We start from the raw sequence: 24,385 nt of genomic DNA on the forward strand, positions 1-24,385 counted from the left end.
CCCCCTCATGTCAGGCGCGTATCCACAATGCGGCGCTCCAGGTCCAGAAACTCCTTGGATTGCATCTCGGTGAGCCTTGAGACGGTGCGCGGAAACTCATGCGACATGGGGCCTTCGGTGTACAGCGCCTCGGGCGCCACCGCCGCCGACATGATGAGTTTGACGCGCCGGTCGTACAACACGTCCACCAGCCAAGTGAAGCGCCGTGCCTCGGAGGCCATACGCACCGGCATGTAAGGCACATCACTCAAGAACACCGTGTGGAAACGTGAGGCAATTTCCAGGTAGTCGTTTTGCGAACGAGGGCCACCACACAGGGTTTTGAAGTCAAACCAGACGGCACCACCGGCCATGCGACGCGCATGGATCTCGCGTGACTCGATGTGCAGTACCGGGTCTTCATCGTGCTGCTCCGCCAATGCGTTGAAGGTGGCGGTCATGGCAGCATCGGCCTCGGGGCCGTTGGGCGTGTGGTAGAGCCGGGCGTCTTCCAGTGTGCGGCGCCGGTAGTCGGTCCCGTTGTCCACACTCAGCACCTCCAGCTTGGCATTGAGCAAGGCAATGGCGGGCAAGATGCGGTCGCGGTGCAAGCCACCGGGGTACAGGTCGTTGGGCTTGAAGTTGGAGGTGGTGACAAAGCCCACGCCATTGTCAAACAAGGCCGTCAGCAGGCGGTGCAAGATCATCGCATCGGTGATGTCGGCCACATGGAACTCGTCAAAGCAGATCAGGCGGTAGCGCTTGGCCATGCGCTTGCCCAGCTCGTCCAGCGGGTTTACCGTGCCTTGCAAGTCGATCAGCTCACGGTGCACCTCGCGCATGAACTCGTGGAAATGCAGGCGCGTTTTCCGCTTGAGCGGCACGGCGTTGAAGAAGCAATCCATGAGAAAGCTTTTGCCCCGGCCCACCCCACCATGCATGTACACGCCACGCGGAATCTCGGGGCGGTTGATCAGCTTCTTGAACGCGTTGGAACGTTTTTCTTTGAATGCCGCCCACTCGGTGGCGCAGCGCTCCAACGCCTCCACCGCGCGCAGCTGGGCGGGGTCGGCGGTGTAGCCGCGTGCAGCCAGTTCGGCCTCGTAGGTAGCTTTAACGCTCAAATAAAACTCCGATTCGCTATGAAAACAGTAGCTGCTAGCGCACGACCTACGTGGGCTAGCAGCCTATTTCACTCTTAAATCAGAAGTTCAGGGTGCGTTTGTCGACCGCCAGCGCCGCTTCCTTGGTGGCTTCGCTCAAGGAGGGGTGGGCGTGACAAATGCGCGCGATGTCTTCGGCACTGGCCTTGAACTCCATGGCCACCACGGCCTCGGAAATCAATTCCGACGCCTGTGGGCCCACTATGTGCACGCCCAGGATTTCGTCGGTCGTGGCATCGGCCAGGAACTTCACAAACCCGGTGGTGTCGCCCAGCGCGCGTGCGCGGCCGTTTGCCAGGAAGGGGAAGCTACCCGCCTTGTACGCCACGCCGTCCGCCTTGAGCTGTTGCTCGGTGCGGCCCACCCACGCGATCTCGGGGCTGGTGTAAATGACCCAGGGCACGGTGTTGAAGTTGACGTGTCCGTGCTGGCCGGCAATGCGCTCGGCCACGGCAACGCCCTCTTCTTCCGCCTTGTGCGCCAGCATGGGGCCGCGCACCACGTCACCCACCGCCCACACGCCGGGCAGGTTGGTTTTGCAGTCGCCGTCCACCACAATCGCGCCACGCTCGTCCAATGCCAGGCCCACCGCTTCGGTGTTCAAACCGATGGTGTTGGGCACGCGGCCGATGGAGATGATGAGCTTGTCCACGTCCAGCGTTTGGGCTTCACCCTTGGCGTTGGTGTAGGCCACGGACACGCCTTTTTTGCCGTTCTTGATCTCGCCGACTTTGACGCCCAGCTCGATCTTCAGACCCTGCTTGGTGAAGGCCTTGTGCGCTTCCTTGGCCACCTGCTCGTCCACCGCGCCCAGGAAGACCGGCAGGCCTTCGAGGATGGTGACTTCTGCGCCCAGGCGCTTCCACACGGAGCCCATTTCCAAGCCAATCACGCCGGAGCCGATCAGGCCCAGCTTCTTGGGCACCGCGCCGATATTCAGCGCGCCGTCGTTGGACAACACATTCACTTCGTCAAACGGTGTGCCGGGCAAGGCACGTGCGTTGGAGCCGGTGGCGATGATGATTTGTTTACCGGTGATGACTTCTTCCGCTGCACCCGCCACCTTGATTTCATAGCCGCCTTCAGCAGCCTTCACAAACGAACCACGGCCGTGGAAGAAGGCGATCTTGTTCTTCTTGAACAGGTACAAGATACCGTCGTTGTTTTGCTTCACCACGGTGTTCTTGCGGGCAATCATCTTGGCCACATCCATGCTCACGCCGGTGGCCGTAATGCCGTGCTCGGCAAAGTGGTGGTTGGCGTGGTTGAAGTGCTCGGACGACTGCAGCAAAGCCTTGGAGGGAATGCAGCCTACATTGGTACAAGTACCGCCGGGCGCAGGACCGCCCTTCTCGTTCTTCCACTCATCGATACAGGCTACGTTAAAGCCCAGCTGGGCTGCGCGGATAGCGGCGATGTAGCCACCGGGGCCACCACCAATGACGATCACGTCAAATTGTTTGCTCATGCTGTGTGATCCTTAGATGTCGAACAACAGGCGTGCGGGATCTTCCAGCGCTTCCTTCATGGCCACCAGACCCAAGACGGCTTCACGGCCGTCGATGATGCGGTGGTCATAGGACATAGCGAAGTAATTCATCGGGCGAACGACGACAACACCGTTTTCAACCATCGCGCGATCCTTGGTGGCGTGCACGCCCAGGATGGCCGACTGGGGTGGGTTGATGATGGGGGTGGACATCATGGAGCCGAAGGTGCCGCCGTTGGAGATCGAGAAGGTGCCACCGGTCATTTCTTCAATGCCCAGCTTGCCGTCCTTGGCCTTCTGACCGAATTCAGCAATCTTCTTTTCGATGTCCGCAAAGCTCATCTGGTCTGCATTGCGCAGGATGGGCACCACCAGGCCACGGGGCGAGCCCACGGCAATACCGATGTCGAAGTAACCGTGGTAGACGATGTCGGTACCGTCCACCGACGCATTCAACACGGGGAACTTCTTCAAGGCGTGCACAGCCGCCTTGACGAAGAAACTCATGAAGCCCAACTTGCAACCGTGCTCCTTCTCGAAACGCTCTTGCATGCGTTTGCGCATCTCCATGACCGGAGCCATGTTGATTTCGTTGAAGGTGGTCAGGATCGCGTTGGTGGATTGCGATTGCAGCAAACGCTCGGCCACACGGGCGCGCAGGCGGCTCATGGGCACGCGTTGCTCGGGGCGGTCACCCAGGTTTACCGAAGGCGCTGCCACTTGGGGCAGAGATTTGGTCGGAACGCCCGTGGGTATTGCGGAAGCAGCTACAACTTTAGGAGCAGCTGCAGCAGCCAGCACATCACCCTTGGTAATGCGGCCATCTTTGCCGGTACCTGCCACGCTGGACGCAGCGATGCCGTTGTCGGCCAACAACTTGGCAGCGGCGGGCATGGCCACACCGGCCTTGGAGTTACTGGCGGAGGCAGCAGCGGCTGTGGGTGCAGCAGCTGGCGCTGCGGCGGCAGGTGCAGCCGCGGCAGGTGCTACGGCACCAGCCACTGCGGCGGTGTCGATGCGGGCGATCAACTGCTCCGCAGCCACGGTGCCACCATCGGCCACCAAAATTTCCACCAGCACGCCAGACGACGGCGCGGGAACTTCCAGCACCACTTTGTCGGTCTCGATGTCGATCAGGATTTCGTCCGCGGTGACGGCGTCACCCACTTTTTTCTTCCAAGCCAGCATGGTGGCTTCGGCCACAGATTCAGAGAGCTGGGGTACTTTGACTTCTACGATTGCCATATCAATTCTTTCCGTAAGTGTTCGAGTGAGGGTTCTACTGACGGCTTATTTGGTCAGCACAAAGCCCTTGAGCTTGGCGAATGCGCCTTCCACCAGCGCTTTTTGTTGCTCTTGGTGGAGGTGGGAATAACCCACCGCAGGCGACGCAGACGCGGCGCGCCCGGAGTAGCCCAGCTTCTGGCCTTCGAGCATGTTTTCGTGGATGTAGTGCTGCACGAAGAACCAGGCGCCCTGGTTCTGTGGCTCGTCCTGGCACCACACCACGTCGGTGGCGTTAGGGTACTTTTTCAGCTCCGACGCAAACACCTTGTGCGGGAACGGGTACAGCTGCTCCACACGGATGATGGCGACATCGTCCAGCCCCTTCTCTTCGCGCTTTTTTACGAGGTCGTAGTACACCTTGCCGGAGCAGGCGATCACGCGCTTGACCTTGTCGCCTTTGAGCTCTTTGCTCTCGGGGATCACGGTCTGGAACGCCCCCTTGGTGAACTCGGTCAGCGGCGAGGTCGCATCCTTGTTCCGCAGCAGGCTCTTGGGCGTCATGATGATCAAGGGCTTGCGCAGGTTGCGCACCATCTGGCGACGCAACACGTGGAAGATCTGGCTGGCCGTGGTCGGCTGCACGATCTGCATGTTGGTGTCCGCAGCCAGCTGCATGAAACGCTCCAGGCGCGCCGAGCTGTGCTCCGGGCCCTGGCCTTCGTAGCCGTGGGGCAGCATCAAGGTAATGCCGTTCACACGGCCCCACTTCACTTCACCAGAGGCAATGAACTGGTCGATCACGACCTGGGCGCCGTTGGCGAAGTCGCCAAACTGGGCTTCCCAGATCACCAGGGTGTTGGGATCGTTGGAGGAGTAGCCGTACTCAAAGCCCAACACCGCCTCTTCAGACAGGATGGAGTCGATCACCACAAACGGAGCCTGGTTGTCAGCCACGTTCTGCAAGGGCACGTAGGTGCCGACGTCCCACTTCTCACGGTTCTGGTCGTGAATCACGGCGTGGCGGTGCGTGAAGGTGCCCCGTCCACAGTCTTCGCCCGACAAACGCACGGGGTAACCACTGGCGACCAGCGAGGCAAACGCCATGTGTTCGCCCATGCCCCAGTCCACATTGGTTTCACCACGGCCCATGGCCGCACGGTCGTCATATACCTTCTTCACCAACTGGTGGGGGGTCACGCCAGCAGGAATGGTGGTGAGTTTTTCAGACAAACGCTTCCACTCGGTAAGAGGAATGGCGGTGTCGCCTGCATCGGTCCATTTTTTACCGAGGAAAGGCGACCAGTCCACCGAGTACTTGCTCTTGAAGTTGGTCAGCACCGGGTCCACGGTGTGTTTACCCGCGTCCATGGCAGAGCGGTAGGCCTTGACCATGTCATCGCCCAGCGTATCGCCCAGGCCTTGGGCTGCCAGCTTGTCGGCATACAGCTTGCGGGTACCGGGGTGGGTCGCAATCTTCTTGTACATCAGCGGCTGGGTCAGGCTGGGTGTATCTTGCTCGTTGTGGCCCAGCTTGCGGAAGCAGGTGATGTCCACCACCACGTCTTGGCGGAATTCCATGCGGAACTCCAACGCCAGTTGGGTGGCCAGCACCACGGCTTCGGGATCGTCGCCGTTCACGTGCAGCACGGGGGCTTCCACCATCTTTACGATGTCGGTGCAAAACGCGCTGGAGCGCATGTCGCGCGGGTCGGAGGTGGTGAAACCGATCTGGTTGTTGATGATGATGTGGACCGTACCACCTGTGGTGTAACCACGGGTTTGGGCGAGCGCCAGAGTTTCCTGGTTCACACCCTGGCCGCCAAAAGCCGCATCGCCGTGCACCAACACGGGCAGCACCTGGCTACCAGTGGGATCATCACGGCGGTCCATGCGCGCGCGCACCGAACCTTCGACCACGGGGTTCACGATTTCCAGGTGCGACGGGTTGAATGCCAGCGACAGGTGAACGGGGCCACCCACGGTAGACACATCAGAGCTGAAACCCTGGTGGTACTTCACGTCGCCGGCCGGCAGGTCTTCGGGTGCCGTGTGGTCGAATTCTGCAAACAAATCGGCAGGCATCTTGCCCAGGGTGTTCACCAGCACGTTCAGGCGGCCACGGTGGGCCATGCCGATGACAATTTCCTGGACGCCCTTGGCGCCGGCTTGCTGGATCAGCTCGTCCATGGCGGCGATAAAACTCTCACCGCCCTCCAGCGAAAAGCGCTTTTGGCCCACAAACTTGGTGTGCAGAAAACGCTCCAGGCCTTCAGCAGCCGTCAGCCGGTCCAGAATTTGGCGTTTTTTCTCGGCCGGGAAGCTTGGCTTGCTGCGGATCGCCTCCAGCTTTTGCTGCCACCAGCGTTTTTGGTTCTGGTCGGTGGTGTACATGTACTCCACGCCAATGGTGCCGCAGTAGGTCTCACGCAGAGCGTTCATGAGCTCACGCAGGCTCATGGACTCTTTACCAAAGAAGGTGTTGCTGATGTTGAAGACCGTTTCCTGGTCTGCGTCGCTGAAACCGTAGAACGTTGGCTCCAGCTCGGGGATTTTGTCGCGCTCGGTGCGCTTGAGGGGGTCGAGGTCAGCCCAACGGGCGCCCACGTTGCGGTAAGCGGCAATCAGCTGCTGCACGGCCGTGCGCTTGCGTCCCATCTCGGAATCGGCACCGGTGGCCAGCACCGTTTGTTTGACGCCTTTTTTAGCCAGATCAACAAATGCGTTGATCACGGGCATGTGGGCTACGTCTTTGGAAGTTGTTCCATCGGCTGCGGGAACGTTTTGCAGCGCATCGAAGTAATCGCGCCAGGTGTCAGGAACGCTGCCGGGGTTGGCCAAGTAGTTCTCGTACATCTCTTCGACGTACGGGGCATTGCCGCCGAACAGGTAGGTGTTGTTTTGGTAGGCTTGGTACACGGACGAAGCCGTGCTCGCACCATTGGAGCTGGAATCACTCATATTTCGCTGACCTCCGTTCCCCTTCAGGGAACATAAGCTGGTTAAAGCTGGTTAATTAACCTTCCGCGACACGGCTGAACCGGTTGGCGGATGCGACTGTGGCATGGGAAGGGCCTTCATTGCAGGGCGGATTGTGCCACTTTATGGGTGCAGTGCAAAGGTAATTTGCCCGCCCCCAAGGCTTTTGGGTCTGGGCCTTGACGCTAAGCCAGCACGGATCTTTTGCGCACGGCAAGCGGCGCACTGGCATAAAATTCGCTCAGTTGTCTGGCCATTGAGCCCCGAAAGCTGTTTGTTAACGGTATTTACTGCCTGAGAGCCCAGCCCCATGCGCTTATCAACCCGCTCCCTCCTTCTTTTTAGCCTGTCTAGCCTGTTGCTGGCGGCACCAGTGCATGCGGAATGGGATACCACTTTGCGCAACGCCCTGGCTTTGACGGAATCCGGGGCTGCCCAGCAAGCCTTCGAGATGCTAGAGCCTTTGGAAATGGAGCGTTCGGGCGATCCAGACTACGACTTGGTACTGGGTATCGCCGCCAACCAGTCAGGGCACCACACCCGTGCCATTTTTGCGCTCGAACGCACCTTGATGGTGAACCCCAATAACGCACGGGCCCGCGCCGAGCTGGGACACGCCCTGTATGCCGTGGGCGACAACGCCGGCGCCAAAGCCATGTTGGGCCAGGCCAAGGCGCAGGGCATCCCCACCGAGGCGGCCCGCTCTATTAACCAGTTGCTGCAGACCATAGACCGGATCGAGGCAGAAGCAGGCACCACCACCCGCGCCTATGCCGAAGCCGTTCTGGGCCATGACGAAAACGTTAACAGTGCCCCTGCAAACAAGGTATTTGGCCTGAAGCCGATTCCCAGTGCGTTTTCGGGTCTGGCGTTCCACATTTCCGGCCGCAAGGCGATTGCCCCACGCTGGTCGGCCATCGGAAGTTTTGGCGCATCCACCCGGAGCCACGACACGACCGCCCTGCCCTATGACTCCAGGCAGCTGGACGCTTCAGTGGGAGCCAGCTACCGTGTCGAGCGAAACGAGTACACCACGGCCCTCCAATTGGGGGAAAGCACCCTTGCCAATGCACCGGCACGCTCCAGCTGGAGCATCACTGGCGAATGGACCCACCGGCTGGACGCATTCCGTCAATTCAATGCTTATGCGCAAGCAGGGCAACTGAGCTACCCCCAGAAAACACGCAATGTGGACCGCTACGTCTTTGGGGCATCCTATGGACAGCAATTCCGGTCCGAACTATCGGTCTACGCCAGCGCGTACTTGGGCCAGGAAGTGACGAGCCAAGCCGGCGTCGGCCACCTGGGACACCAGCTGGTAGGCGGCCGCGTGGGCATGCAACAGCCCTTTGGCAGCGCGCTTGCCGTGTTTGCATCGTTCAGCCTGGAAGACCGCAGCTACAACGGCCCGGACCCATTCTTTCTGAGCACCCGCCACGACCAGCAATGGGGCCTGACTGCAGGCGCCCATTGGATACCCGCCAAAGCCTGGCGTGTAACCCCGCAGTGGAATTACCTGCAAACGGTGTCCAACATCAGCACCTCATCCTCTGACAAGCAAACGCTGTCGGTCACCGCCCGCCGCGAGTTTTGACACCAGGAGCCCCGCATGCGCAAGACCACCTCTTCCCCCCTCGCCTCCATCTGCCTGCTAGTCGCCGCTGCCTCGGCATCCAATGTGCAAGCTGCCGATGCAGGTATTGCCAATTTTGTGTTTGGTGACGTGGCCGTGCGTTCTGCCAACGGCGGCAACACGCCACTGCAAAAAGGGCGTGCCGTACAAAGCGGCGATGACATCCTGACCGGTGCGGGCGCACAGGCCCAGATCCGTTTTAGCGATGGCGGCATGGTGGCAATACAACCCAATTCCCAGTTCAAACTGGCAAGTTATGCCGACAAGAATGACCCCAAAACCGACAGCTTTCTGGTCGAGCTGGCCAAAGGCGGCATGCGTGCCATAACCGGCCTGATTGGAAAACGCAACCGCGAGAACTACAAAATCATCACCAGCACGGCCACCATTGGCATACGCGGCTCTTCCTTTTTGATCAGCTACAACCCCGATGGATCGGTCACTGTCAATGCCGAGCAAGATGCGATTGTGGTGTGCACCAATACTGGCTGCACCGGCCTGACCGCTGGTGAAACGGTTGTCGTGAAGGATAAAAATCAGGATCCGGCACGTACCACAGAGAGGGCCACAACCGAGGCCTCGGTGCCACCACCCCAAAGCCAGACGGTGTCGGGCGACAAAATTTTCATCGCAAATGGCCTGCATGCCGTGTTTCAAAGTGACGCTGGTGCCTCCGTCGCCAACAATACCAATGGCCAGTCCACAGCCGTCATTGCGGATCTGCCACTGGTGAGTTATGCCGACACCGATGGCAACCTATACAAGGCCGGCACCTCCGGCGTCTCCAGCTTCAACACTTCCGGAGACCCTTATGCAGCAGACTACATTGGCTGGGGCTACTGGGCGAGTGGCACCCAAACGACAACCGCAAACTCGACGGCGCTGAGCAATGTGCACTACATCGCTGCGCGGCCAACACCCGAACTGTCCATGCCCAATACAGGCACCTTCGAATACAACCTGATTGGTGGCACGGCGCCAACAGCCTCATCCGGAGGAACGATTCTTGTAGGCAGCTTGGCCAGCGCGTCCATGACCGTAAATTTCAGCGGCGGATACACCTCTATCAACAATGTCACCATTAACACGGTGTTCAATGGCGTCAGTTACAGTGGCAACGCCTATGGTTCTGGTACGGGCGCCACCTTCTCGGCCTCCAGCTCCATGAATGTCAACGGCGTGTTCAGCGGTGATGGTGCGTCCAAAGCCGCGCTGACCTACAAGATCCCCGGCACGGCTATCGGCAACATCACCGGTGCAGTGGGCATGAGCAAGGGCGCAGATACCAGCTACATGGCCCAGTAACTCACGTCACGGCGTGGTCAGATCTCGGATCTGCTGCAGAGCGGTCGGGTCTTCCATGGTGGTCAGGTCGCCGGGGTCGCGCCCCTCGCAAACCGCCTGAATGGCGCGGCGCAGCAGCTTGCCGCTGCGGGTTTTGGGCAACACCGTCACAAAACGCACCCGCGCCGGCCGCCCCACGGCACCAATGCTCTGGTCCACCACCTTCATGATGTCGCCTTCGAGTTTCAGCTTCGCCGCGTCATCCACCAGACCGCTGGCGTCTTTGGCTACGACGAAAGCCATCGCCACCTGCCCTTTGAGCGCATCGGCAACGCCGACCACTGCGACTTCGGACACGTTCGGATGGCTGGAAATACTCTCTTCAATTTCGCGCGTACCCAAGCGATGGCCCGCCACATTGATCACGTCATCGGTACGGCCCAGGATGAAGTAATAACCGCCCTTGTCGCGCACGCCCCAGTCAAAGGTGCTGTAGACCAATTTGCCGGGGATGCTGCTCCAATAAGTTTTGACAAAACGCGCATCGTCCTGCCACACGGTCTGCATGCAGCCGGGGGGCAGTGGCCCTTCAATCGCCACCACCCCTTTTTGGTCGGCCCCCGTCAGCTCTTCCCCCGTGTTCTCGTCCAGCAGCTTGACGTTGTAGCCATACATGGCCACGCCAGGGCTGCCAAACTTGCTTTCAGCCTTTTCCACACCGTTGGCAATGCTGAGAATGGGCCAGCCGGTTTCGGTCTGCCAGTAGTTGTCGATGATGGGTTTGCCCAATGCGCTGCTGATCCACTGCGCGGTCGGTTCGTCCAGCGGCTCACCGGCCAAAAACAAGGCGCGCAGGCTGGAGAGGTCGTATTTGCTGAGCAGCGCCGGATCCTGTTTCTTGAGCACCCGCACCGCCGTGGGCGCGCTGAACATCACGGTCACCTTGTACTTCTCCACCAGGCTCCACCACACGCCGCCGTCAGGTCGGGTGGGCAGGCCCTCGTACATGATGGTGGCCATGCCTGCAATCAGTGGGCCGTAGATGATGTAGCTGTGCCCCACCACCCAGCCAATATCGCTGGTCGAAAAGTAAGTCTCGCCCGCGTTGCCACAGTAAATGTGCTTCATGCTGGCCGCCAGCGCCACGGCGTAACCGCCGGTGTCGCGCTGCACACCCTTGGGTTTGCCTGTAGTACCGCTGGTGTAGAGCGTGTAGCTCGGGTGGGTGGCGTCCACCCAAACGCAGGGCACCTGCGTGTCCAGGTGTTTTTGTCGCAAGTCCCGCCACAGATGGTCGCGACCAGCTACCAAATTCATAGCAGCCAGCGATCGGTCTACCAGCAACACCGCACCCGGCTTGTGGCTGGACAGGCGAATCGCCTCGTCCAGCAGCGGCTTGTACTCCACCACCTTGCCGCCGCGCGAGCCCGCATCGGCACTCATGATGACGGCGGGCGACGCATCTTCAATGCGCGATGCCAGCGAGCCCGAAGCAAAACCGCCAAACACCACCGAATGGATAGCGCCAATGCGCGCACAGGCCAGCATCGCAAACGCCGCCTCGGCCACCATCGGCATGTAGATCAGTACGCGGTCGCCCTTTTGCACGCCCAGCGCTTGCAGGGCGGCCGCCATGCGTTGCACCTCGGCATGCAGTTGCCGAAAGCTGTAGACCTGCTCGGTATTGGTTTCGGTGGAAACGGCAATCAGGGCCGCTTGGTCGGGCCGGGTGGCCAAGTGGCGGTCTACCGCGTTGTGGCACAGGTTGGTGGTGCCGCCCACAAACCAACGGGCGAAGGGCGGGTTGCTGTAATCGCAGACCTGCTGGGGCGGCGTATGCCAGTCGATCAGGGCGGACTGTTCAGCCCAAAAGCCGTCGCGGTCGTCGATGGAACGGCGGTGAAAGTCGGCGTAGCCTGTCATTGTGTGTCTCCGGTCGGGCCTGTCAAACTGAATTCATAATTATGGATAAGCAACTTGCTACAAGCTGACTTGCCCCAATTCAGTGGACTGGCACCGGGCAACGACGTCCCCGCCGTGCCCTGAAAACACCCTCAAATATCCAACCTGCGCTATTTGATAAGCGCTTGCATTTCCTTGAAGGCAGGATGTTCTGCCGAGCGTAACCACTCAAAGCCCACCATCTCGGTGGTCACCAGCTCGGCGCCCGCGCCGGCCAGACGGTCAAACGCGGCGTCGCGGTTGCGCTCGGTGCGGGAGGTGCAGGCGTCAGTCACCACCCACACATCAAACTCGTCTTCCAGCAAATTCAAGGCTGTTTGCAGCAGGCAGACATGGGCTTCACAACCGGCAATTACCACCATGCCACGCTCAGAAGCCGCGGGTTTCTGCAAGTGTTTGGGCAGGCTGCGGGCATTGCCCTGCACCGGCTTGGCCGGTGGGCGCAGCCATTCGCCCAAGCCCTCTTCCACCGCGCTGAACTGCATTTTGCTCAGCAAACGTGCGTTTGCCGATTGCAACGCTGATGCCAGCTCGGGCACCGTGGCCCCCAGGCCGCTGGGGTTTTGTTCGGTGTACACCACGGGCACCTCCAGCAGCGCCGCCCACTGCGCCAGGCGCACGGCGTTGGCCAGCACCGCAGCCTGCTCAAACATGGCCGGCATCAGCCGGGCCTGATAGTCCACCAGCACCAGTTGGCTCTCTTCCAATTCAATCAACATCGCCGTTCTCCTTGCGTTGCGTGTGAGCATAACCGCCAGCCTGCGCCACGCCAGCCCGGCAACCGGGTCTTAGCCGAACAAATCCACCTGGGCCAGCGCCTCGGGCGCGGCGGCGGGCTGGGCAGTTACCGCGGCCAACCGCAGCTGCACACTTTCTATATAGGCGGCCAGTGCCTCCACGGCCAAGGCATTGGTACCGCTGAGTTTGCTGGGATCGTGGATCAGCAGCACGCCCACCGCCATGGACAACAAGGCCATGGTTTCGCGCTGCAACAGCACTGGGCTGCAGCCCAGTGCCTGCAAGGCCTGGGTAACGGGCGCCAGCGAATCCAGAAGCAGCGTGGCCAGCCCCTCCCCCATGCGCCCCAGGCCCCGCCCGTCGCTGGACAAGACATGTAACAGCAGATGCGCCTCGGCCGGATGCGCCAGAAAGTAGGCAAACCAGGCCTGGGCACGCGCCGCAAATGCGCCCTCGGGCGCACCCCGCACCACCTTGGCCGACTGGGCTGCGGCCTGCGCACGCGACACACTGTCTGCCAACACCGCCTCAAACAAGGCCTGTTTGCCGGGAAAGTAGGCATACAAGGCACCCGCGGTGTAACCCGCCCGCTCGGCAATGTCGCGCACATTGGCGCTGGCAACACCGCCCTCTGCCACGGCCTGGCGCACGGCGCGCAGCACCAGGTCACGCCGGGTTTGCGCCATCGCCTCCTGCCTGGACCGCCGGGAATCACTCACGAGACCACCTTCCATTGAACTGAGCGCAATTATTACAAACCTTGTTCTTCAAAAATTTATCAGTTTTAAATATCGAACATTGTTCAAATTTAAATACACACAATTACATACACTTCAACTCATACGGAGTAATTTGTTATGAATCAAGCACTTAGAAAGGCAATCTGAGAAGTCACATTGCTTGACAAGTCCTGGCCCTGCCCCTAGAGTGCGCCACATGCGAAAAATCCTCCTCAGCACCCTTCTTGCGACCTGCGCCTGTGCGCACGCCAATCCGCAAGGCACGGCTGACGAGATGGGCCATTTCATGGCGGAACGCGGGCTCATGTCCCGCATCAGCGCTGCTGGAGAAAAAGTGGAGGCCCGCGCCACCGAGCTGGTCATGAACTCCATGGCTTTTTTGGGCGTGCCCTACAAACGCGGTGGCACCAACGCCGACACCGGCTTTGACTGCAGCGGCTTTGTACGCGCCATTTACGAGCAAACCGCCGGACTGGTGCTGCCGCGCAAAGCCGAACAACAAGCCGCTGCTACCCAAAAGATCGACAAGACTGACCTCAAGCCCGGCGACCTGGTGTTCTTCAACACTCTGCGCCGCACGTTCAGCCACGTGGGCATTTACGTCGGCAATGGCAAATTCATCCACTCCCCCAAACCCGGTGCCGAAGTGCGCGTGGAAGACATGGGCGTGAGTTACTGGGCCAAGCGTTTTGACGGCGCACGCCGCGTCAGCGCCGACGAAACCACCGCCAGCACCGCAGCGGCCGCCGCCAACCGCTAAGCCTGCAGCGCGTTGGCGCAGCAGGTTTCGGCCAATCGGGGCCAGGCCACCGGCCAAGGTGGTATGTTCTGGCGATGAAAACACAGATAGACCACCTCGTTGTTGCCGCCCACACCTTGGACCAAGGTGTGCAATGGTGCGAAGCCACCCTGGGGTTGACCCCGGAAGCTGGCGGCGACCACCCCCAGTTCGGCACCCACAACAAACTCTTCAAAATCGCCACCCCGGCCCACCCGCTGGCGTACTTTGAAATCATCGCCATCAACCCCAGCGCCAAAGGCCCGGCCAACCCCCACGCCAAACGCTGGTTCGACCTGGACAACTCCGAGCTACGCGCCGCTGTCGCCAAGGAACCGCGCCTGGTGCACTTTGTGGCCGGCACCGATGAGCTGCAGGCCTCCCGCATCGCCCTCAAAACCCTGGGTATTGAGCGCGGCCCGGCCATGCCGGCCAGCCGCCACTCCCGCAAAGGTGTGCTGCATTGGCAGATCACGGTGCGCGAAGACGGCTTGCGCCTGTTTGAAGGCTGCCTGCCCACGCTCATTCAATGGGGTAAGCCCGATGAAGCCGAGCCCCTGCGCCTGCACCCGCGCAACAGCCTGCCGCGCAGCCGCGTTAGCCTGGACAGCATCGCGGTAAGCCACCCCAGTGCGGCCAAACTGCAGGCTGCTTATGCCGCCATCGGGCTGGAGGGCGTGGCCATCACGGAAGGCCCGGCCAGCCTGAGCGCCACGCTCAAAACGCCCAAGGGCCTGGTCACGCTGAACAGCATGGGCATTTAACCTGTGGAAACTGACGCGCATTTGCTCTTCTTTTGATAGCTGCTCGCGCATACTCCACCTGCGCTAGCGACCATTTCGACCATGAATCGCAAGCGCACACCACCTCTGCCTGCCGACCCAAGCGACTCAGAGCCCGGTGCTGACAGCACCGTCATCGGCCAGTTCCGCCCCCGCATCACGCTGATGACGCTGGGCCGCGGCGAGGGCCTGCTGGGCCTCAAGCCGCAAGGCAAACTGGGCCCACGCGGTGACAGCGTGACGCTGGCCCAGTTCGACTGGACCTACCGCACCGCGGCGGACGACCGCTGGGAAACACCGGCCCCCACCTCCATCCTCAACAGCCGCCCGGCCGAGGTGGAAGAGCTGTTTGACACCGGCGGCCCGGTGGTGCGCCTGCAGCGCAACCTGCTGGCTGAGGCCGACGCCATGGACGCGGTGTGGGATATGGGCTTTGTGCCGCTGGTGGACACCACCTTCGAGTGGCGCAGCCAGAAGCAGCGCCCGCATCTGGGCAGCGTGTGGACGCTGCCGCAGGAAGAGCACTTTGGCGACTTCTGGGCCGACCAGGTGCCCCAGCTGCAGGCCCAAGGCTGGGTGGTGGTGGTGAAGCCCGGCTTCGCCCATGAGAGTGTTCCGGTGGAGCGCTGGAAGCTGATCCTCAGCCCCGACACCGGTGAGGTGCTGGGCAAAGAGCTGGACAGCCCACTGGTGAAACCGGCCCGCGGTGTGGAGAAACTGGCCCTGCCCGAGCGCGAAGGTGAATGGCTGCTGAGCCTGGGCATAGAGATTGACGGCGAAACGCTGGACCTCGCGCCCATACTGGCCAACCTCATCAAACGCGACCCGCGCTGGCTGATCCGCAACTACCTCGACTCGCTGGACGACCTGGCCACCGTGTCGCTGCGCGCACCGGGCGGCAAGCGCATCGACGCCGAAGCCGGCCCGCTCAAAGCCATCGTCGGCGCCATGGTGGACTTGCTGACCGACCCGCAACGCATGGCGCCCAAAGGCCCCATCCAGCTGGGCGCGTGGGAGGCCCGCCGCATCAACGCCCTGCGCGCCAGCCTGCTGGACGTCTCGCGCGTGGGCGCCCACCAAAGCTGGCAGATGGAGGGCGACGCGGGCCTGGCCACGCTGGCCAAACGCCTGCACACCATCGGCCAGCCCCAGCCGGTCGCGGCGCCCGCGGGATTGCAAGTGCAGTTGCGCCCGTATCAACTGGAAGGCCTGGCCTGGCTGCAATACCTGCGGGCCCAACACCTGGGCGGCATCCTGGCCGACGACATGGGCTTGGGCAAAACCGCGCAGGCGCTGGCCCATGTGCTGCTGGAGAAGCAAGCTGGGCGCCTGGACCGCCCGGTGCTGGTGGTGCTGCCGACCTCGCTGCTGTTCAACTGGCAGGCCGAGGCCCGTCGCATGGCGCCGGATTTGCGCGTGCTGAACCTACACGGCCCGGACCGCGCCGCACTGTTTGCCCACATGCCGGAGCACGACCTGGTGCTCACCACCTACCCCCTGCTGTGGCGCGACATTGATGCGCTGGCCGCGCAGCCTTTTCATCTGGTCATTCTGGATGAAGCCCAGATGGTCAAAAACGCCGCCAGCCGCAGCGCCCGCGCCTTGCGCCAGTTGCAAAGTCTCCACCGCCTGTGCCTGACCGGCACCCCGCTGGAAAACCACCTGGGCGAGCTCTGGGCGCAGTTCGACTGGCTGATGCCCGGCTTTCTGGGCGACCAGCGCAGCTTTGCCGCCCGCTGGCGCAAGCCGATTGAAGAGAACGGCGAAACGGTGCGCGCCGCCCTGCTCGCCCAGCGCGTGCGCCCCTTCATCCTGCGCCGCCGCAAGCAAGACGTGGCCACCGAGCTGCCGCCGCGCACCGAAGTCATCCAGCGCGTGCACCTGCAGGGCCGCCAGCGCGAGCTGTACGAAAGCGTACGCGTGGCCGCCGACAAACAGGTGCGCCGCGTGCTGCAACGGCAGAACTTTGCCGGCGCGCAGATCAGCATCCTCGATGCGCTGCTCAAGCTGCGGCAGGTGTGTTGCGATCCTTATCTGGTGAAGGGCAGTGACCTCGCGCCCGACATGGAAAGAGCCAAACTCCACGCGCTCACCGACTTGTTAGTCCCGCTGGTAGACGAAGGCCGCCGCGTACTGGTGTTCTCACAATTCACCGAGCTGCTGGAGCTGATTGCCGATGCGCTCTCCGCACTGCGCATGCCCTTCCTGAGCCTGACCGGCAACACCCGCCCCGCCCAACGCGGCCAGGTCGTGCAGCGCTTCCAAGACCTGGAAGTGCCCGTGCTGCTGGTCAGCCTGAAAGCCGGCGGCGTGGGCCTGAACCTCACCGCCGCCGACACCGTGATTCACATGGACCCATGGTGGAACCCCGCCGTGGAAGAACAAGCCACCGCCCGCGCCCACCGCATCGGCCAGGACCAGCCGGTGTTCGTCTACAAGCTGGTGGTGGAAGGCAGCATCGAAGAACGCATGCTGGAACTGCAGGCCCGCAAACTCGCCCTGTCCGACAGCGTGCTCGGCCATGACGCTGAGGGCGCCGCCAAATTTGACGAGGCCGACTTGCAAGCGCTGTTGGCACCGCTGGGGACGCTTATGGAACAGGGGCAAACGCCGGAAGAGGCCGCGCGGCGCTGGGGGCGGACCGGAAGCCGGGCGGAGGGAATTTAGGCATCAAACTGGCCTCTAACACCCGTGGAATATGCGCGAGCAGCTACTGAAACCATAGCAATCCGAAGCCCACTAGAGGCTACAGGAATCACTGCACAATAAGCCCACAGCCACTCACCGCTCCAAAGCGCCCAAGACGCCGAGCACTTGTCCATCCGCAGGGAGCCCATGGTCCAAAGCAGCAGCAACTTCCACTTTCTGGCGCAGCACTCTCCACTGCTGGCCGATCTGGGCGCCACCGCCGAACGGCTATTCCCGTTTGACCCCGCCAGCTGCGTACTCAAGCTGCGCATCCTGGCCGAATCACTCACCCAAGAAATGGCCGCCCGGTTGGGCGTGCGCCTGCAGCAGCCCACCCAAGCCGAGCTGCTGCGCGCGGTAGATTCCCGCCTGGGGCTGGACCCGCAAGTGCGCCAGATGTTTCATCTGCTGCGCCATCGCGGCAACGAAGCTGCCCACCAGGCCGACCACGCCATTGGCTACCGCGAAGGGTTGGAGGCGCTGAAGGTCGCCCGCGAAGTGGCGCTGTGGTTCCACCGCACCTTTGGCCAGCAACCCAACTTCAAGCCCGGCCCCTTTGTGCTGCCGGACGACCCCAGCCAAAAGCTGCATGCCCTGCAAACCCAGCTGGCCCAACTGCAGCAAGCCCTGCAAGACGCCCAGGCCGCGCAAAGCAACCAAGCAGAAGTGGCCCAACTGCTAGAGGCCGCTGCAGCCCAAGAACGCGCCATGGCACAGCGCGCCCAAGAAGAACGCGCTATCTATGAAGCGTTAGCCACGGACGCCAGCGAAAACTACGCCAGACTCAAAGCCGAGTTTGACCAGCGCATCGCCCAAAGCCCTGCGCAAACCGAAGCTGCCGCCACCCAAGCCTTCGCCAGCAAAGCCGCCCAGGCCGCCCAGCAAGTGCAGATGGACGAAGCCGCCACCCGCCTGCTGATCGACCAACTGCTCATCGACGCCGGCTGGGACGCCAACACCGTGCACAGCACCCACGCCAAAGGCAGCCGTCCCGAAAAAGGCAAAAACAAAGCCATTGCCGAGTGGCCCACCCAAGGCAAGCAAAGCGCTGACTACATCCTCTTTGCCGGGCTCACCCCGATTGCGGCGGTAGAGGCCAAACGGCTCAACACCAACGTGGCCGGCAAGATTCCGCAAGCGGAGCGTTATGCCCGTGGCATGCAACTGGCCGCAGAACATCAGCCCGCCTGGGCTACGGAGGGACGCGCCGCACCCTGGCCCGATGGCGAAGGCGGCAATTTCCAGCTCCCGTTCGTGTACTCATGTAATGGCCGCCCGCTCATCAAGCAAAGCCCCGAAGCCAGCGGCACCTGGCACCGCGACGTGCGCCAGAGCGCCAACCTGCGCAAGGTGCTGCCAGGCTTTCACTCCCCGCAGGGCTTGGTAGACCAGCTCACCCGTTCCCGCGCGGACGCCGAAGCCCGCTTGGCGCAAGAGAGCTTTGCCTACCTGCGCCTGCGCGACTACCAGGTCAAAGCCATCTCGGCGGTAGAAACCGCCTTGGCCAGCGGCCAAACCAACTGCCTGCTCGCCATGGCCACCGGCACCGGCAAAACCCGCACCATCATTGGCCTGATGTACCGGTTCTTAAAAGCCGAGCGCTTTCGCCGCATCTTGTTTCTGGTGGACCGCACCGCCCTGGGCGACCAGGCCATGGACAACTTCAACGAAGCCCCGCTGGAGCAAGACCAGCCCCTGTCCAAGATCTACAACATTGCCGACTTGGGCGACATGGCTGCCGAAGCCGAAACCCGCGTGCAAGTGGCCACCGTGCAAGCCATGGTCAAGCGCATCTTTGGCAGCGACAACCCGCCCCCGCTGGACGCGTACGACTGCATCATCGTGGACGAAGCCCACCGCGGCTACACGCTGGACCAGGACATGACCGAAGGCGAGCTGACCCTGCGCGACCCGGCCCAGTACCTCAGCAGCTACCGCCGCGTGCTCGACTACTTTGACGCCGCCAAGATCGGCCTGACTGCCACGCCCGCCCAGCACACCAGCGAGATATTTGGCAAACCGGTCTACACCTATTCTTACCGCGAAGCCGTGGCCGACGACTGGCTCATCGACTACGAGCCGCCCATCCGCTACGAGACTCTGCTCAGCAAACACGGCATTCACTTCGCCAAGGGCGACACCGTGGAGAGCCTGAACCTCAGCACCGGCGAGATAGAAGCTGCCGAGCTGGACGACGAGCTGCACTTTGAGGTGGAAAGCTTCAACCGCCGCGTCATCAACGAAGACTTCAACCGCATCATCTGCGAGCAACTGGCCCAGGAGCTGGACCCGCTGGGTGAAGAAAAAACCATGGTCTTCTGTGCCACCGACGCCCACGCCGACATGGTGGTGCGCTTGCTGGGCCAGGCATTTGAAGGCATCTACGGCGAGCAATACAACCAAGCCGCCGTGCAGAAGATCACCGGCGCGTCCGACAAGGTGGACCAGCTCATCCGCCGCTACAAGAACGAGCGCTTCCCCAGCATTGCCGTCACCGTAGACCTGCTCACCACCGGCATCGACGTGCCGGCCATCTGCCACCTGGTGTTCCTGCGCCGGGTCAAGTCACGCATCTTGTACGAGCAAATGATTGGTCGCGCCACCCGCCGCTGCGATGACATTGGCAAAACCGTCTTCAAAATTTACGACCCGGTAGACCTGTACGCCACGCTGCAAGACGTGAACACCATGCAACCGCTGGTGAAAAACCCGCAAGTGGACATGGAGCAGTTGCTGGACGAGCTCAACAACCCCGCCGCTTACACCGCCCCCGGCAACGCGCCGGGCCGCAGCCACGCACACGACGTGCTGGACGAGCTGAACCAAAAGCTCATGCGCGTGCTGCGCAGCGCCCAGCACAAGGCCGACAAACGCCCAGCCCTCAAAGCCCGGCTAGAGACGCTGGAGCAGCAATGGGGCGTGCCACCCGCCCAGTTGCACCGCCACCTGCACCAGTTGGGCCGCGACCACGGCCCCCAAGCGGCGGCCGACTTTTTGCGCCACAACACCCAGCTACTCACCCAACTGGCCGAAGTGCGCGAACTCATGGGCACCGCCTACCGCCCCATCCTCTCCACCCACAAAGACCAGTTTGTAGCCCGAGAGCAAAGCTGGGGCGACTACTACAAACCGCAGGACTACCTGGAAAGCTTTGGCCAATTTGTGCGCGAGCAGATCAACCAAAGCGCCGCGTTGGCCGTGGTGGTCAACCGGCCCAAAGACCTGACCCGCGAACAGCTCAAAGAAGTGCGCCTATTGCTAGACGGCAAAGGCTTTAGCGAAGCCCGCCTGCAAGCCGCCTGGCGCAGCCAAAGCAACCAGGACATTGCCGCCGGCATCATGGGCTACATCCGCCAGGCCGCACTGGGCGAAGCCCTGCTGCCGTTTGACGAGCGGGTGAAGCAGGCCCTGCAAAAGCTCTACGCCACCCACCCGTTCACCCCCGTGCAACGCAAGTGGCTGGACCGGCTGGCCAAACAGCTCACCCACGAGCTGGTCATCGACCACACCTTCGTCAACCAGGCCTTTGCCCAAGACGGCGGCGCCAAACAGCTCGACAAACTGCTGGGCGGCCAGTTGGACCCGGTGCTGGGCGAAATTACGGCCTATTTGTGGCCGCAGGTGGCTTGAATTGGACGACAGTACAAGATTGGACGCACGTTCAATGCTGTTTTGGACGGAACAAAAATCCATATTGGACGGAAAGAAATCGCAGATTTCAACCGACTTGATTTCAACTTAATCGGATTACCAACTTGTCGTAAGCATTTGATTCCTATGGATTATTCTGACGAAATTCAACTTGCTGTGCGTCACCATTTCCAGATAGTCGCTCTCAAAATGGTCCAAATGCAGGCTGTGGCAAACTTGACAGCAATATGCCCCCCACCTCTGTCCCCGGCGCAAGCGCGGTGTGTCATGTGAGGGGTTTCTCTTTCTACTCAGACTACGCGCTCTAAACACCCCATGGCCACCCAAGACATCGTCCAGAAACTCTGGAACCTGTGCGACGTGCTGCGCGACGACGGCATCAACTACAGCGACTACGTCACCGAGCTGGTGCTGCTGCTCTTCATCAAAATGGAGCACGAGAATGCCGAGAGCGGCATCTTGCAAGCCCACAAGCTGCCCGACTACGCCCGCTGGCCCGAGCTCACCAGTCGCAGCGGCCTGAACCTGCTCAACCACTACCGCGAAACCCTGCTCAAGCTCAGCCAAAGCCCGGACCGGCTCATCTCTGCCATCTACGCCGATGCGCAAACCAGCCTCAAAGAGCCGCGCCACCTGGAGCAGCTGGTCAAAAGCCTGGACGGCATCGACTGGTTCAGCGCCCGGCAAGACGGCCTGGGCGACCTGTACGAAGGCCTGCTGGAGAAAAACGCCTCCGAGACCAAAAGCGGCGCCGGCCAATACTTCACGCCCCGCCCGCTGATTGATGCCATCGTGCAGCTCATGCAACCCCAGCCCGGCGAGACCGTGCAAGACCCGGCAGCCGGCACCGCAGGCTTTTTGATTGCGGCCGACCGCTACATCAAAGACCACACCAACGACCTCTACGACCTGACGCAAAAGCAGATCAAGTTCCAGCGCAACAACGCCTTTCTGGGCATGGAGCTGGTGGGCAGCACCCGCCGCCTGGCGCTGATGAACTGCCTGCTGCACGGCATGGAGGGCGACGACGAAGGCGTGGTGCACGTCGGCAACACCCTGGGCCAAGCCGGTGCGGCGTTGCCAAAGAACGCCCACCTCATGCTCAGCAACCCGCCCTTTGGCACAGCCAAAGGCGGCGGCGGCCCCACGCGGGACGACCTGACCTTTGCCACCAGCAACAAGCAACTGGCCTTCTTGCAGCACATCGTGCGCCACCTGCGCGACGGTGGCCGCGCCGCCGTGGTGCTGCCCGACAACGTGTTGTTTGAAGCCGGCGTGGGCGCCGACGTGCGCCGCGACCTGATGGACAAGTGCAGCCTGCACACCATCCTGCGGCTGCCCACCGGCATCTTCTACGCCCAAGGCGTCAAAACCAATGTGCTGTTCTTTGAAAAGGTGAGCCAGGCCGCCACCGGCAGCACCAGCGCCGTGTGGGTGTACGACATGCGCGCCAACGCCCCCAAGTTTGGCAAACGCACTCCGCTGACCGACGCACACTTTGCCGACTTCATCGCCGCCTATGGCACCGACCCCAACGGCAAAGCCGAACGCCAAGACCAGGGCGAACAAGGCCGCTTTCGCCGTTTCAGCCGCGAGTGGATTGCGTCAGAGCGCGGCGACAGCCTGGACATTGCATGGCTCAAAGACGACAACGCCGAAGACGCCGCTGATTTGCCCGAGCCCGCCGTGCTGGCGCGGGTGGCAGTGGACGAGTTGAATGCTGCGGTGGCGGAGTTGGAAGCGATCTTGGCGGAGTTGGGGGAAGTGCAATGAGTGCACTTCCAAATGGGTGGACGCAAGCTACATTGCTCAACTTGGCAATGCTCAACCCAAAGACGGACGAACAAGACTCGGTAACCTGCGGTTTTGCCCCCATGCAGGCACTCGGTACTTCATTTCGTACGCCACTGAAATTCGAGTCACGCCCCTGGGGCGATGTAAAGAAGGCCTATACCCATTTCAAAAATGGCGACGTTCTTATGGCGAAGGTCACGCCTTGCTTTGAAAACGGGAAGGCTGGGATTGCAGCTAATTTGCCGAATGGCATCGGCGCGGGAAGTAGTGAGTTTTTCGTAATTCGACCATCCACCGGCATTGATGCGCGCTACCTTTTGGGCTGGCTCAGCACAGAGGCTTTCAGAAAACGTGCAGCCCTTGCGATGACTGGTTCCGTTGGCCTTAAGCGAGTGCCAAAGGACTTACTTCAAACTGAAGTGATTCCGGTGGCACCAGCTGCAGAGCAAAAACGCATCGCCGACAAACTCGACACCGTCCTCACTCGCGTAGATGCCGTCAACACCCGCCTGGCCCGCGTCGCCCCCCTGCTCAAACGCTTCCGCCAATCCGTCCTCGCCGCCGCCACCTCGGGGCGGTTGACGGAGGATTGGCGCAAAACGAGGACAGGAGCAAGCGCCCTCGAATACCAATCGATTGAATTGACTATCCCTTACGCACACGCCGTCACGGCCCCAAAAACTTGGACAGCGATGCGGTTCGATCAGGCTATTGATTTGGTTGGAGGAAGCCAACCTCCGAAAGCCGTTTTCTCGGACGTTGAACTGGACGGCTATGTTCGCTTGATACAAATTCGTGACTACAAGTCCGACAAATACAAGACGCACATTCCCCGTGAGTTGGCTCGCCGCTTTTGCTCAAGCTCCGACGTAATGATCGGTCGCTATGGCCCGCCAATATTTCAGATACTGCGGGGCCTTGAGGGTGCGTACAACGTTGCATTGATGAAGGCAGTTCCACGCCAAGACATCTATAGCAACGACTACCTTTTCTACTTTTTACAGAAGCCGGACCTGCTGCGATATGTCGAGGCTGGCTCAGATCGCACGGCTGGACAAGATGGGGTCAACAAAGATCACTTGATTAAGTACCCAGTTTTCGCCCCACCAATCGAAGAACAAACCGAAATTGTCCGCCGCGTAGAAACCCTGTTCGCCTTCGCCGACCGGCTCGAAGTCCGCCTGGCCCAGGCCCAGACCGCCGCCACCCGCCTTACCCCCGCGCTCTTGGCCAAAGCCTTTCGCGGCGAGCTGGTGCCGCAAGACCCGAATGACGAACCGGCAGCCGATCTGCTGCGCCGCCTGGCCCAAGCCCCCGCCGCCGCCAGCCCCCGCAAGGGCCGCAGGGCGGCTTCCGCCGCTGTTTAAGTGTCAAATCTTGATTTCCAAATCGAATTGCGACACCTCATGAGCGCATGACGAAGGGCTGAGGATGGAGTGAATTGGTTAGCCTTTTGGTTCCTACACCGACAGGTTTGCCAATGACCCACAACCACCTCAGC

At 61.4% G+C, this 24,385-nt stretch carries 15 protein-coding genes; 8 read left to right on the top strand and 7 right to left on the bottom strand.

Translation table 11 applies throughout. From position 1 onward, the window contains the following. Window positions 1-5 precede the first annotated feature (5 nt). The 4 genes from zapE to C5F53_RS19735 all read right to left on the bottom strand — a co-directional run bounded on the left by zapE (window position 6) and on the right by C5F53_RS19735 (window position 6,816). On the bottom strand, window positions 6-1,103 hold the full coding sequence (gene zapE / locus C5F53_RS19720) for a cell division protein ZapE (RefSeq protein ID WP_105263115.1): 1,098 nt from the start codon (window positions 1,101-1,103) through the stop codon (window positions 6-8). A gap of 79 nt (window positions 1,104-1,182) precedes the next feature. Further along, window positions 1,183-2,610, bottom strand: a complete 1,428-nt coding sequence (gene lpdA / locus C5F53_RS19725) for a dihydrolipoyl dehydrogenase (protein WP_105263116.1) — start codon at window positions 2,608-2,610, stop codon at window positions 1,183-1,185. Between the two features lie 12 nt (window positions 2,611-2,622). Next, the gene (odhB, locus tag C5F53_RS19730; protein ID WP_105263117.1) at window positions 2,623-3,876 is read right to left on the bottom strand and encodes a 2-oxoglutarate dehydrogenase complex dihydrolipoyllysine-residue succinyltransferase; all 1,254 of its coding nucleotides are present in this window, start codon (window positions 3,874-3,876) and stop codon (window positions 2,623-2,625) included. A gap of 45 nt (window positions 3,877-3,921) precedes the next feature. Next, window positions 3,922-6,816: a 2-oxoglutarate dehydrogenase E1 component gene (locus tag C5F53_RS19735; RefSeq protein WP_105263118.1), complete on the bottom strand. Its 2,895-nt coding sequence runs from the start codon at window positions 6,814-6,816 to the stop codon at window positions 3,922-3,924. A 328-nt stretch (window positions 6,817-7,144) separates the two neighbouring features. On the opposite strand from C5F53_RS19735, the gene C5F53_RS19740 reads away from it, so the two are divergent. Then, a complete protein-coding gene (locus C5F53_RS19740) occupies window positions 7,145-8,428 on the top strand; it encodes a tetratricopeptide repeat protein (RefSeq protein WP_105263119.1) in 1,284 nt (427 codons plus the stop codon). Between the two features lie 15 nt (window positions 8,429-8,443). Beyond that, the gene (locus C5F53_RS19745) at window positions 8,444-9,772 is read left to right on the top strand and encodes a FecR domain-containing protein (protein ID WP_105263120.1); all 1,329 of its coding nucleotides are present in this window, start codon (window positions 8,444-8,446) and stop codon (window positions 9,770-9,772) included. Between the two features lie 6 nt (window positions 9,773-9,778). Here C5F53_RS19745 and C5F53_RS19750 read toward each other — a convergent pair whose 3' ends face one another. The 3 genes from C5F53_RS19750 to C5F53_RS19760 all read right to left on the bottom strand — a co-directional run bounded on the left by C5F53_RS19750 (window position 9,779) and on the right by C5F53_RS19760 (window position 13,170). Next, window positions 9,779-11,674: a propionate--CoA ligase gene (locus tag C5F53_RS19750; RefSeq protein WP_105263121.1), complete on the bottom strand. Its 1,896-nt coding sequence runs from the start codon at window positions 11,672-11,674 to the stop codon at window positions 9,779-9,781. A gap of 149 nt (window positions 11,675-11,823) precedes the next feature. After that, window positions 11,824-12,432 carry an isochorismatase family protein gene (locus tag C5F53_RS19755; protein ID WP_105263122.1) on the bottom strand — a complete coding sequence of 203 codons (609 nt, stop codon included), beginning with the start codon at window positions 12,430-12,432 and terminating at the stop codon, window positions 11,824-11,826. Window positions 12,433-12,501: 69 nt separating this feature from the next. After that, window positions 12,502-13,170 (bottom strand): TetR/AcrR family transcriptional regulator, encoded by a 669-nt coding sequence (locus tag C5F53_RS19760; RefSeq protein ID WP_161499962.1) that lies wholly within the window; start codon window positions 13,168-13,170, stop codon window positions 12,502-12,504. A 217-nt stretch (window positions 13,171-13,387) separates the two neighbouring features. Here C5F53_RS19760 and C5F53_RS19765 point away from each other — a divergent pair, with 217 nt between their 5' ends. From C5F53_RS19765 to C5F53_RS19790, 6 genes are all read left to right on the top strand, one after another. Beyond that, a complete protein-coding gene (locus tag C5F53_RS19765; RefSeq protein ID WP_105263124.1) occupies window positions 13,388-13,951 on the top strand; it encodes a C40 family peptidase in 564 nt (187 codons plus the stop codon). A 74-nt stretch (window positions 13,952-14,025) separates the two neighbouring features. Then, on the top strand, window positions 14,026-14,733 hold the full coding sequence (locus C5F53_RS19770) for a VOC family protein (protein ID WP_105263125.1): 708 nt from the start codon (window positions 14,026-14,028) through the stop codon (window positions 14,731-14,733). Window positions 14,734-14,814: 81 nt separating this feature from the next. Continuing rightward, window positions 14,815-17,418: a DEAD/DEAH box helicase gene (locus C5F53_RS19775; protein WP_105263126.1), complete on the top strand. Its 2,604-nt coding sequence runs from the start codon at window positions 14,815-14,817 to the stop codon at window positions 17,416-17,418. Between the two features lie 168 nt (window positions 17,419-17,586). Further along, complete coding sequence (gene hsdR / locus C5F53_RS19780) at window positions 17,587-21,069, top strand: type I restriction-modification system endonuclease (protein ID WP_105263127.1); 3,483 nt, start codon at window positions 17,587-17,589, stop codon at window positions 21,067-21,069. Between the two features lie 336 nt (window positions 21,070-21,405). Further along, window positions 21,406-22,863 carry an N-6 DNA methylase gene (locus tag C5F53_RS19785; protein WP_105263128.1) on the top strand — a complete coding sequence of 486 codons (1,458 nt, stop codon included), beginning with the start codon at window positions 21,406-21,408 and terminating at the stop codon, window positions 22,861-22,863. A gap of 101 nt (window positions 22,864-22,964) precedes the next feature. Continuing rightward, complete coding sequence (locus C5F53_RS19790; RefSeq protein WP_161499963.1) at window positions 22,965-24,251, top strand: restriction endonuclease subunit S; 1,287 nt, start codon at window positions 22,965-22,967, stop codon at window positions 24,249-24,251. Window positions 24,252-24,385 lie beyond the last annotated feature (134 nt).

Source organism: Rhodoferax sp. TS-BS-61-7 (assembly GCF_002943465.1).
Lineage (GTDB): Bacteria > Pseudomonadota > Gammaproteobacteria > Burkholderiales > Burkholderiaceae_C > Allorhodoferax.